Consider the following 11,420-nt stretch of genomic DNA (forward strand, 5'->3'; position numbering starts at 1 on the left):
GGTCGGTCAGGTGGCGCAGGAAGGCGATTCGTCAGGAGCTTCCCAGTCAGGCTCCTGGCCGGCCACCGCGCGGGTGAGCAACTGATAGAGCGTGTCCCTCTCATCGGCGCTCAGGGCGTTGAGCAGGTCGTCCTCGACCAGGCTGAGCCGGGCATAGGCGAGATTGAGCTCGTCCTCGCCTGCCGGCGACAGCTCCACGATGTGGCGGCGACGGTCAGCCGGATCACGGCGACGCGTGATCAGTCCGCGCTCCTCCAACTCGTTGAGCAGCCCGACGACGTTGCTCGGATCAAGACTCAAGGTGTCCGCCAGCCCTTGCTGGCTGACAGGTCCGCGCTCACTGAGCAGCCTGAGCGCGACGAGGTGACGGGGGCGGAGGCTACCGGGCGCCGTCGAGGTCTCGAAGGCGCGACGACTGAGGCGGGCGAGGTGCTCGATCAGCGGCAGCAGCTGACGATCGACGCTCGTTTTGGCCATACACAAAGAATACGCCGCCCACCCACTGATCGAGCATCACCGATGCTCGGCGACCGACCAACTACTCGCGCGGCGTACGAGTGCCCGGGCCCGCGGGGTCTGACGGAGGGAGAGATTCTGCCGTGCGAGCGCGAGCGCCCGCTCGGAATCTCCACCGACGGTGAGCCAGAACTCGGCGGCATGATCGGCGAACGCGGCATAGTGATCCGCGAGCAGATCGTCATAGCGCGCTTCCGCCTTGTCACGCCAGGTCCGCGCCTCGTCAGTATGACCGGCGTCGCTCAGGACGCGGGCGACCTGCGTCGCATAGTCAGGGTCGTCGGAGCTGAGCGCCAGCGGACGAAGCCGGGCGATCGCTGCCCCCGTATCTCCGCGGTCGGCGTCGAGCTCGGCCAGATGCCCCTGCGCAGGGACGTACGCCGGCAGCCGGCGGACCGCACTGCCGATCCAGGTGCGGGCGCGGCCGTGATCGTCGTTCTCGATCCACAGCTTGCCGCGTTGGAACTCGAGCATCGCCATCGGGAACGGCGAAGTACCGCGATAGTGGCGGCTCGCAGCTGTGAACCGGCTTTCCGCCAGGTCCAGCTCACCGCGCTCGCCATGGAGAAGGGCGAGCGCTGCCAGGGTGCTGAAGACCGGATTGGCCACAGCCGCCGGTCGGCGGATCTCGAGTGCCTCGTCGTAGCGTCCGAGCGCCTGGTAGAGCCCGGCGCGCTCCGCATCGAGGACGACGCTGCCGCCACCCAGTGCCGCAGCAGTGTCGAGGTCCGACAGGGCCGCCGCGAACCGGTGGAAGACAGCTCGCATCCTCGCCCGCGCCACGAAGGACCGTGCGTCGCTCGGCACCTGGGCAACGAGGTCGTCCGCCAGCGCCACGGCCTGTTCGAGATCCCCGATCGAGCCCAGTAGCTGCCCCCGCAGGGCGATCAGCTCGATCAGCTCAACGCGTCCCCCAACGGTCGGCCGCCCGCCATCCACTCGTGAGACGTACCCGTCGATCCGGACCTCGAGGTTCGCCAGCGCGATCGCTCCTGCCGTCGTCACCGGCTCGCTGTCGATCGTCATGTGTTGCTCCTTCCATCGGGCCCGGGGTGGTGGTCCCCGGGCCCCAGAGTGATCAGCGGGAACGCGACACCAGGCCGGCTGCCTCGAGTGCGGCCAACTGGTCAGCGACCTTGGAGGGCACCAAGAACCCGCCGATGGCGGCCGGGTCGGGGTTCGGCGGCGCCAGGTACGGGAAGTCGTCCGAAGCTCGCACCGTCGCCTGGTCGACACCGTCGCTGATGCGCGGACCGTTCCCGGCCGTCACGTTGAACGTGAGAGTCGTGTCGACCGCATCGTCGTTGAGGGATCGGCCACCGGAGGTGGTGTGCGCTCGCCCCTGCTGCATCGCTTGCTCGATCTCGAGGTAGCTGTCCTCGGCGTACGGCTTCGCGACGTCCACGACCTGGTAGTCGCCCAGATACAGCTCGGTCAGTGGATGGGTCCCATCCGGCCGCAGCGGCCAGTCGATCTTTCCGTCGATGTCGTCCAGAGCGGCCAGGTTGGCGTTCAGCCGGGCGCGATAGGCGGCGAGGTAGTCCGGCGCCAGCTCGAAGGGGTCCTCCGAGTTGTAGAGCTCCCGAAGGTCCAGGTCCTGGTTGACCTTGTCGACGCCGAGCTCACCCAGGAGCTGGTTCTTCACGAAGACGCGCCCGAACCGCTCGAGACGCAGCGGGAACTTGCCGGCCGTGACGGTCTCCGCGGCGACCGCGAACAGCGTGCCCGCCGCCTGCCCGAGCACCGTGGCGACGTCGAGTTCGACGACGATGCCCAGGATGTTCCATCCCTCGGCCGAGTTCGTGCCGTTCTCCTGGAAGGTGACCCGCCCGGTCGCGAGCGTTTCGACGTACCCGGTGCCGTCGATGAAGAGGGGGTCCATCCGCAGCCCGGCGAAGACGCGGACGCCGAACGCCTCGGTTGCCTGCTCGTCATTCGCCCGGAAGGCGACCGTGACACCGCTCGGCAGCGTGCAGAAGCCTTCCTGCACAGGGTTCCCGGCCTCGTCCGTGGTCGTCGGTGCCTCGAACGCAACTGTGATGTCGTACTCGTCGGAGCCGACCTCGAAGACCGAACCCGGACCGCCGGCCGGGATGGTCACAGGTCGGATGCGGAACCGGTAGTGGGCGGCGTCGGAGAACAGCGCACCCTGCCGGGCGTTGGGGAAGACGTTCAGGACGAGCACCAGCCGACCCGGTCGGGACGGGCTGGGGAACACATAGACGTCAGCGATGTCGATGGCCGGCTCGGCGACCGCTCGGGGACTGGAGTTGTGATCGGTCATCAGCTGACCTCTGCCTGGTCAGGAGCGGACAGGAAGCCCGGTGTCGGCACGATGCCGGCCGTCATCTGCGCCAGCACGTAATCGGTGCCCAGGGAGGCAGTGCTGCCATGCTGAACAATGGCATCGGTGAGCTTGGCTCGTTCCGGCGAGGCCCAGCCCGGGGCCCATTCACCGGTCAGGGCCATCCAATTGATCGGCTTGGCGCCGGCCATCGTCATCCGGACCTTGGCGTCGTCGTGCGCCTCCTTCGTCACCCCGCCCGAGCAGTCGCTGACGAAGAAGACCTCGTACCCCTCCTTGCGAGCCGCGAGTACCGACTGGGCCACGCAGACCTCGGTCACCAGGCCGGCAATGATCAGCTTCTTGCGGCCCGTCGCGTCGATCGCGGCCCGGACGTCCGGATGCGACCAGGCGTGCGACGACGGGCGATCGATCACCGGGTTCTCCGGGAAGACATCGCTGATCTCCTTGAAGATCGGGTCGACGAGAACACTCCCGAATGCTCCGACGGTCGTCAGGACAGTCGGGATGCCGAGCACCTTCGCGGCCTTCGAGAGACCGGTGACGTTGTTGATCAGCAGGGTGTGATCGATGGAGTGGACGGAGAACGCAACTGCTGGTTGGTGGTCGATCAGGACGACGACCGAGTTCTCAATGGTCAGCTCGTTCGGGTTGTCGGTCATGACTGTTCCTCTTTCTCTTGTGGTGATTTGCGGTCAGGTGGTCGCGTAGCCCCCGCCCCACCAAGCAGTGACCAGCGCCGCGTACTCGTCCGCGGCGTCCTCCCAGACGAAATGGCCCGCGGCGAGGAGGTCGAGCTTGCTGCTGGGCAGCCGCTGATGGAGAAACTCCGCGTTCACCGCCGGCACCATCGGGTCACGCCGGCCGGCGATGATCTGGACCGGTGTCTGGATGTCCGGCAGCAGATCGTGGAGTTGCGGAAGTTCCGTGGGATAGCTGCGCACGTAGCGCATGGACTCGACGAACCGGTCACCCTCGTAGGAGGAGAGGTAGTCCTCCCGGACCGGGTCGGGCACTGCGTACCGCTCGATGGCACTCAAAGCGTCCGCGACGATTGCGCGCGGGTCGGCGCCGCGGTACTCCTCGAGGTCCGAGGCTTCGATCCAATCTCTCAGCAGCCAACGCACCTCGAGCGGGTACGCCGTGGCCCCGCCGCCGACGACGAGGCTGCGCAGCCTGCCTGGCGACAGCGCGGCAGCGAAGAGCGCGGCCGCGGTGCCGACGTCGGGGCCGATGACATGAGGGTTCTCGAGTCCGAACGCGTCGGCGACGCGGATCAGAAACTCGCCCATCGCGCGCGGCGACAGCAAGGCGTCGCGACGTTGGGAATGACCGAACCCCGGCAGGTCGATCGCCACCAGGTGCGTCTGGTGGGCGAGCCGCCACCAGATCGGCTCGAAGGCGAGCAGGCTCTCCGGCCACGGGCTCAGCAGCAGGGCATGGTCGTGGTGGTCCTGGCTCTCGGCGAAACGGACGGACAACCCGTCGATCGTCCGGAACCGCGTCTCGAAAGGTGTGTTCAACCAGGTGGTCACGTGCGAGTCCCAACTGCTGGTGATCCGGTCAGGGCCGACTTGCCTTGCCTGCTACCGATCCTGATCACCCTGAGGCGCCGTCGCGTCTGAGATTTCCCTAGCAAGGAGCCCCAGTCCGACCGGTCGAACCGGCTACGCCAGGTCGCTGCCGAAAGCCCGGTGCAGTTGATTGCGTGAGCTGATGCCGAGCTTGCCGAAGACTTTGTGCAGGTGGTACTCGACGGTGCGCGGACTGATGAACAGCCGGGTACCGATCTCCGAGTTGGACAAACCGTCGCGAGCCAGACGCGCGATCTGAGTCTCCTGAGAAGTCAGCTCACCACTGGTCTCGACGGCGCGTCTGCGGGCAGTCTCGCCCGTCGCCATGAGCTCACGCCTGGCCCGCTCCGCAAAGGCGTCGGCGCCCATTCCCGCCAGCATTTCGTGGGCGATGCGCAACTGTTCGCGCGCGTCGATGCGGCGATGCTCGCGGCGCAACCACTCGCCGTACAGCAGATGGGTGCGGGCGAGCTCCACGCGCACCCGGGTACGACCGAGGTGTGCGATCGACTCGCGGTACAAGCGCTCGGCGGCATCGCCCTCGCTACCCAAGGCACGCACGCGGGCCTCGATCCCGAGCACCCAGTCGGTTGGCGTCACCCGGGCGCGCTCGGAGAGCCATTCGGCGGCAGCTCTGACGAGCCCGTCGTCACCGGTCCTGGACGCCGCCTCGGCCAGTTCGGGCACGACAAAGGACCCGTACGCCATCGGATCGCGCTCGAAGACCCGCCGAGCCGCGTCACGTGCAGCATCGTGGCGACCGAGACCGTTGAGGAGTACCGAGCTCGCGTAGGTCGCGGCGATGACGCCCAGACCGCCTGCGGCCGCTTCCTGCGACATAGCCTCGATCAGCTCGGACGCCAGCTGCTCCTGGCCACGCCAGGCCGCGAGCATCATCTCGTTGTACACGACCCGCGGGTTCCCGGTTGCCTCGGCGACCAGGCGCTCTTCATCGATCAGTTGCGCGGCCGTGGTCAAGTCGCCGGCGACGAGCTGCGTCCAGGCGACGAGGTTGAGTGCGAGCTGCAAGTGCACGAGCGCGCCGGTGTCGCGGGCGAACTGCGCCTGGCGAGCAGCGAGAGCGTGCCAGGACTCCGCGTCCCAGAGTTCGACGGCGACGACGGCGCCCGCTCTTCCCCCGGTGAGCCTGAGCCAGCGTCCGCCTTCGTCGGTTCCGACCTCGAGGGCGAGATACAGCTCAAGTGCTCGGGTCAGCGTCGGCGCGGCAGCCGCGTAACCCTGCGTCAATCGCAGAGCGAACCCATCGAGCAGGACATCCACCACCCGGGGCGGGTCGGGGCCGGGTGGCGCGGCCCGGGCAGCCTCGGCGGCCTCCAGTACGCCGCGAGGGTTGTCCAGGTCGCTGGCCCACATCGCGGCCTCGAGGGCCTCCAGGTAGGTCTCGCGCGCGGAGTCGGGGTTGAGCGGCTCGAGGCGTCTGGCTGCGCTGAGCAGCATCCGAGCAGCGTCACCGCCGCGGCGCTGGTCGAAGGCGATCTGCCCGCGCAGGTGCTCCACCTCCGCGGTTCGCAGGGCGTCAGGCGGGCCGGACTCGACCGCGACGAGCAGTCCCAGTGCCGCATCGAGCGCGCCGGCGTCGCGCTTCGTCCCGGCCGCCGCGAGCAGGCGCTGCGCACGACGTCCGGGATCGCGAGTCAGCATCGCCGCACGCTCGAGGAACGCCGCCGCGGCAGCCAGGCCACCGCGCCCCTGCGCCCGGCCGGCCGCACGCTCGAGCTCCTCGGCGACGTCCTCGTCCGGCCCTGCCGCCGCGTGTGCGCGATGCCAGGCCCGGCGGTCTGGATCGACGTCCGGATCGGTGACCTCTGCCAACGCGCCGTGCAACTTCTGCCTGTCCTGGAGCGACGCCGACCGGTAGGCGGCCGAGCGCACGAGCGGATGGCGGAAGAGAACCCGGGTCCCGAACTCGAGCAGACCGGCCTCGGCCGCCGGCGTCGCAGCCTCTGTGCCGATGGCGAGGCGCTCGGCCGCCCGCCACACCAGTAACGGTTCGCCGACAGGATCGGCCGCTGCGAGCTGAAGAAGACGTTGGGTCTGGGCCGGCAGAGCCTCCAGTCGGCGTCGGAAAGTCTCTTCGATTCGCCCGGACAGTGGCGCCGCGCCCGGGAGCACGAAACCGCCTGCCAGTTCCGCAGGCGTGAGCCCCCTGGGCAGCTCCAGGAGTGCCAGCGGATTGCCTCGCGTCTCACTGACGAGTTGGTCCCGAAACTGGGTGTCCACGGGCGCGGTCAGCACCGAGTCCAGCAGCGCGCGGGCATCTGCCTCGCGCAGACCCTCGACGACGAGCTCGGGCAATCCCGCCAGGTCGTCACTGGGACCGCGGCTCGCGAACACCAGGCCGACTGCCTCGACCTCCAGGCGGCGGGCTACGAACGCGAGGACCTGCACCGACGCGCGATCGAGCCACTGCTCGTCATCCACCACACAGATCAGCGGCCGCTCCTCGGCGACCTCGGAGAACAGACTCAGGACGGCAAGGCCCACCAGGAAGCGATCCGGTGCCGGGCCATCGCTGAGGCCGAACGCGGTCCGCAACGCGTCGCGCTGCGGACTCGGTAGACGGTCAAGCCGATCCAGCATGGGCGCCAGCAGTTGATGCAAGCCGGCAAAGGCAAGCTCCATCTCCGACTGGACACCCACCGCACGCGCTACGGTGCAGCCGGACGCCTGCTCGACCAGGTAGTCCAATAGCGCGGACTTGCCTACCCCAGGCTCGCCACGCAGCGCCAGCGCCCGGCTCCCGCCCGCGCGAACAGCTCCCATCAACCGGCCCAGTACGTCGCCTTCACTGAGCCGGCCTGTTAATTCGACTGCGCGTCCTCCCTCGCGGGCAGCGAGCCACCGGCTCGGCATCGACACTGTGCCCGCCTCCAGGTCGCGAGTCTCGATCATGGTTCCGTTGCGATCAGAAGGCGTGTACTTCGTTCGTCGGCGCGGGCAGATCGTGCACGCCGTCGGCGAGCAGTGCGGACGCCGCCGCGACGGTGTTCAGGCCTTCGCGAATCAGCTTGATCTGACCATTCTCGGCAACCAGGCGCCCCATGAACAGATGGTGGGCCAGTCGACCGGTGGCTGCGGCCGTCGAGTGCGCGACGTACTCCGCGAACACCTGGTCCGGGGTATCGATCAGGACGGTGATGTCCTCGTCCTTGAACTCGAAGTCCGGGTAGTACTCCAGGACGGTCGTGAGAAATCCTTTGACGCCCTCGCGGCCGTCGAAGCGTGGTGGCAGGCCCAGCGATACGAAGAACGGCATCTCGAAGGCGCCGTCCTCGGCGAACAGGGCTGACGCCTTCTCGGGGTCGCGGAAGTTGCCCAGGAATTCTCTCAGCAGGGTCTTTGCGTCGGACATCGTTCCTCCATGGTCGAGTTGGTGGCCGGCCAGCCGATTTGCCCGGCCGGTCTGGTTACTGCTGGCGACGTCGAGCCCGGTGCGCTCGGGCGTTGGCCTGGTTGCCACAGGTTGCCGTGTCGTGCCACACCCTGCTGTTGTTCTTGGACCGGTCGTAGAACGCGACGCGGCACCTCGGTCCGTGACAGAGCTTCAGCCGTCGGAACGAGTCCTGAGCCTGGGCGCCCGCAGCCTCGATGGCGATTGCCGCCGACAACCATGACGCGCCGGAGCCGAGGGGCTCGAGATGGGCGCCGGCCCTGGTGACCGTTACCGCCGCGGAGCCGGCGAGGGCAACGTCAGCGCGGGAGTCCGCTGGTTCGCTGATGATCGATCGGAGCGTGTCCCGCAGCGACCTGAGATGGGGCAGGTCGGCCTTCGTGACCGTCAGGTGCGGATCGGCCGCGCCGGACGACGCGCACCACTGCGGCAGGACCGCGTCTATCCAGTCCTGGGCCGTGTCCACGTGGTCGAGCAGGTCCACCACGCCTGGGACGTGATCAAAGCCGATCGTGTTGGCCAGCTCCTGGCTCAGGACGAGCCGCGCGGGCGCAAGCGCAGTACCGAACCGCCCGCTCGCCGGGTAGTCGACATCCAGTGCCTTCTCGCTCACGTAAGAAGCATACGTATTTTGCTTCTTACGTCAAGGATCTGAGAAAGCGCTTGCACGGCCTGGCCTACCATCGCCAGATTCGGCAAGGCATTAAGCCGGTTTCGCCGTCGAGCCGCCGAAGAAGATGTCTGAAATCGCTTTCACACGAGCTCTTGCCGGACTGCCCGCCGAGGACTACTGTCCCTGGGCAAGCGCTTACCAGAGAAGGTTCAAGACCACGTGGTTCTGAGCGGAATACCCGTCGATCTGAAGGAGTCCAGACCATGCGTTACCGCCGCCCCATCGCAGGTTGGGCCGCGCTGATTGCCAGTGCGGCCATCCTGACCAACGCACCGAACACCGCCGCGGCCCTGGCCGCCCCGACCCTGGCCGCCCCGATCCTGGCCGCCCCGACCCTGGCACCGCTGACCGTCTCAGCCGTGGCCGCGAGCGCGGACGACGGCAACGTCCCCGGCAACACCGTGGACAACTCGCTGTCCACCCGCTGGTCCGCCGAGGGCGACGGCCAGTGGATCCGCTACGACCTGGGCGCCACCACGCCGCTCGGATCACTGTCCATCGCCTGGTACCAGGGGAACACCCGCAAGGCCACCTTCGACGTGCAGACCTCCGGCAACGGAACCTCGTGGACCACCGTCATCGGAAAGCGCCGCAGCAGCGGCACGACGGTCCAGCAGGAGAGCTACGACTTCGCGGCCGGATCCGCGCGGTATCTGCGGATCGTTGCGTACGGCAACAGCAAGAACGCCTGGAACAGCATCAGCGAGGTCGACATCTACGGGCCGGCCGAGGAGCCGCCGCCCGGCGGTCTCGACCCCGACGCTCCGCCTGGCACGAACTTCGATCTGCAGAACTGGAAGTACACCCCGCCGTACTACCCGGATGAGCCCGAGGTGTACGCACCCGACCTGGTCGGCGGATACCAGAAGGCAGGAGAGTTCTTCACCGATCCCAGCACCGGTGGCATGGTGTTCCGTTGCCCGAACTACGCCGGCACCACGCCAGGTACGTCGTACTCGCGGGCCGAACTGCGGGAGATGATGATCCCCAACGCGACCAGCGGGTCCACCTCACCGGCGAACAACTGGGTGCTCAGCACCTCGAGCGCCGACGACATCGCCGACGCAGGCGGCGTCGACGGCATGATGACCGCGACCCTCACCGTCGACCACGTGACCACGACAGGCGACGCCGCCAAGGTGGGCCGCATCATCGTCGGCCAGATCCATGGCAACAGCGCGGAAGTGATCCGGCTCATGTACCAGAAGCGACCTGGTGACGCTCGTGGTGCTGTCTACTTCGGCCACGACACACCGGGCAACGTCAACACCTACTACCCGATCATCGGCAATGCCGACAACCTCAACCCACCGAACGGCATCGTCCTCGGCCAGAGGTGGAGCTACCAGATCAAGGTCGTCGGCCAGCTCATGACCGTCACGGTCACACCTGAAGGTCAGAGCCCCACCACGGTCACGCTTCCCCTCGAGGACGGCTACCAGGGCGACAAGCTCTACTTCAAGGCCGGCAACTACCACCTCAACAACACCGGAGACCCAGGCGACTACGCCCAGGCCACCTTCTACTCCCTCACCCGCTCCCACACCCCCAACTGACCACCGCACCGACGGCGACCGGGGCCTGCGGCTCTGATCGCCGTCGGTCTTGAGTACTCGACCTGACTCACGCCCGCGGTCCGCTCACTGAAGTAGTTGCCGTTGGCTACTGATCCAGGCTCGGGTCGGCGATGTCGCGGATCGTCGCGTTCGCCACGCCGTGCGCTCACAGGCCGCATCGCTGAATGACAGCTCGGACCGCCTCCGCTGAGCGCTGGAAGGCCTCGGCTTCGGCGGCCGAGAGCGGGATCGGCAGGGCGCGTTGCACGCCGTGCCGGTTGACGACCGACGGCACGGACAGACACACGTCGTTGATGCCGATGAAGTCTTCGATCAGCGAGCTGACTGGCAGCACCTGGTGCTCGTCGTAGAGCACCGACTCGAGGATGCGGACGGTCGCGAGGCTGATCGCGTAGTTGGTGTAACCCTTAGCGGCGACGACCTCGCCTCCGCCGCCCACGACTCGCCGGAAGATGTCGGCCATCGCTGTGGTGTCCAGCGGCAGAAGGCCAGCGTCCTTCCACTGCGACAGCGGCACGCCGCCGATCGTCGCCGAACTCCACAGCGGAACCTCGGAGTCGCCGTGCTCGCCGACGATGTACGCGTGCACGTTCTGCACGGCCACGCCGCAGTGCCCGGCCAGGAGTTGCCGCAGCCGCGAGCTGTCCAGCACTGTTCCCGCGCCGAAGACCTGTGACCGAGGAAGGCCAGAGATGCGCAGCGCCGCGTAGGTGACGACGTCGACGGGGTTGGCGACGAACAGGAAGATCGCGGACGGCGCGACCTCGACCAGGCGCGGGACCAGTTCGCGGCAGATCGCCACGTTGGCCTCGGCCAGATCCAGGCGGGACAGGCCGGGCACCATCGGGGCACTGGCGGTCACGACCACCACGTCGGCGTCGCGGCAGACCTCGAGGTCCGCGGACCCGATGACGGTGGCCATCGGCACGAACTGCAGCCCGTGATTGAGGTCGAGCACCTCGGCACGGAGCCGCTCCGGATCTCTGCCGTAGAGGGCGATGGTCTTGCCGACGCCCCTCACCAGACACGTGTAGGCCAGCGTGGTACCGACCCGGCCGGCGCCGACGATCGCCACCTTCGCGTTACGGCGTACCGGGTTGTCGATGGTCATGACGGTTCCTTTTCGCGCGACCAGGTGGCGATGATGTCGCGTCCTTGCGGGATGGCGAGATCGACCAGGCCGGGGAAGCGACTGTCGAGATCTTGTCGCCGGAGCCGGTTCATCCGATAGGTTCCCTCGTCCCGCTGCCGGATCACGCCGGCCTCTCGCAGGACCTTGAAGTGGCCGCTCTGGGTGGACTTGCTGACCGGCAGGCCGAGGGACGTGCACGCCAGTTCACCATCGGGCTCCACGGCGGCGAGA

Annotated in this window: 11 protein-coding genes; 1 reads left to right on the forward strand and 10 read right to left on the reverse strand. The window is 67.8% G+C overall.

Translation table 11 applies throughout. The annotated features are described in order from the left end of the window. Nucleotides 1-6 precede the first annotated feature (6 nt). The 8 genes from VFG33_RS17560 to VFG33_RS17595 form a co-directional block, all read right to left on the reverse strand. Nucleotides 7-477: a MarR family winged helix-turn-helix transcriptional regulator gene (locus tag VFG33_RS17560; RefSeq protein WP_325053963.1), complete on the reverse strand. Its 471-nt coding sequence runs from the start codon at nt 475-477 to the stop codon at nt 7-9. A gap of 36 nt (nt 478-513) precedes the next feature. Beyond that, nucleotides 514-1,542, reverse strand: a complete 1,029-nt coding sequence (locus VFG33_RS17565; RefSeq protein WP_325053964.1) for a tetratricopeptide repeat protein — start codon at nt 1,540-1,542, stop codon at nt 514-516. Between the two features lie 52 nt (nt 1,543-1,594). After that, nucleotides 1,595-2,800 (reverse strand): DUF4331 family protein, encoded by a 1,206-nt coding sequence (locus VFG33_RS17570; protein ID WP_325053965.1) that lies wholly within the window; start codon nt 2,798-2,800, stop codon nt 1,595-1,597. Continuing rightward, entirely contained in the window at nt 2,800-3,483 is a 684-nt protein-coding gene (locus VFG33_RS17575) for an isochorismatase family protein (RefSeq protein ID WP_325053966.1), read from the reverse strand. The genes VFG33_RS17570 and VFG33_RS17575 overlap by 1 nt, the downstream gene beginning before the upstream one ends. Nucleotides 3,484-3,516: 33 nt before the next feature. Beyond that, nucleotides 3,517-4,356 carry an alpha/beta fold hydrolase gene (locus tag VFG33_RS17580; protein WP_325053967.1) on the reverse strand — a complete coding sequence of 280 codons (840 nt, stop codon included), beginning with the start codon at nt 4,354-4,356 and terminating at the stop codon, nt 3,517-3,519. Between the two features lie 132 nt (nt 4,357-4,488). Then, nucleotides 4,489-7,308: a helix-turn-helix transcriptional regulator gene (locus VFG33_RS17585; RefSeq protein ID WP_325053968.1), complete on the reverse strand. Its 2,820-nt coding sequence runs from the start codon at nt 7,306-7,308 to the stop codon at nt 4,489-4,491. A 13-nt stretch (nt 7,309-7,321) separates the two neighbouring features. After that, entirely contained in the window at nt 7,322-7,768 is a 447-nt protein-coding gene (locus VFG33_RS17590; RefSeq protein ID WP_325053969.1) for a nuclear transport factor 2 family protein, read from the reverse strand. Between the two features lie 55 nt (nt 7,769-7,823). Beyond that, nucleotides 7,824-8,420, reverse strand: a complete 597-nt coding sequence (locus VFG33_RS17595) for a CGNR zinc finger domain-containing protein (protein WP_325053970.1) — start codon at nt 8,418-8,420, stop codon at nt 7,824-7,826. A 263-nt stretch (nt 8,421-8,683) separates the two neighbouring features. Here VFG33_RS17595 and VFG33_RS17600 point away from each other — a divergent pair, with 263 nt between their 5' ends. After that, a complete protein-coding gene (locus tag VFG33_RS17600) occupies nt 8,684-10,036 on the forward strand; it encodes a polysaccharide lyase family 7 protein (protein ID WP_325053971.1) in 1,353 nt (450 codons plus the stop codon). A gap of 166 nt (nt 10,037-10,202) precedes the next feature. On the opposite strand, the gene VFG33_RS17605 is transcribed toward VFG33_RS17600, so the two are convergent. After that, nucleotides 10,203-11,168 (reverse strand): L-lactate dehydrogenase, encoded by a 966-nt coding sequence (locus tag VFG33_RS17605; RefSeq protein ID WP_325053972.1) that lies wholly within the window; start codon nt 11,166-11,168, stop codon nt 10,203-10,205. After that, on the reverse strand, nt 11,165-11,420 hold a 256-nt coding region (locus tag VFG33_RS17610), incomplete at its 5' end, for an ArsR/SmtB family transcription factor (protein ID WP_325053973.1). The genes VFG33_RS17605 and VFG33_RS17610, both read right to left, overlap by 4 nt.

The organism is Kribbella sp., from assembly GCF_035687465.1.
In the GTDB taxonomy this organism is placed as follows: domain Bacteria; phylum Actinomycetota; class Actinomycetes; order Propionibacteriales; family Kribbellaceae; genus Kribbella.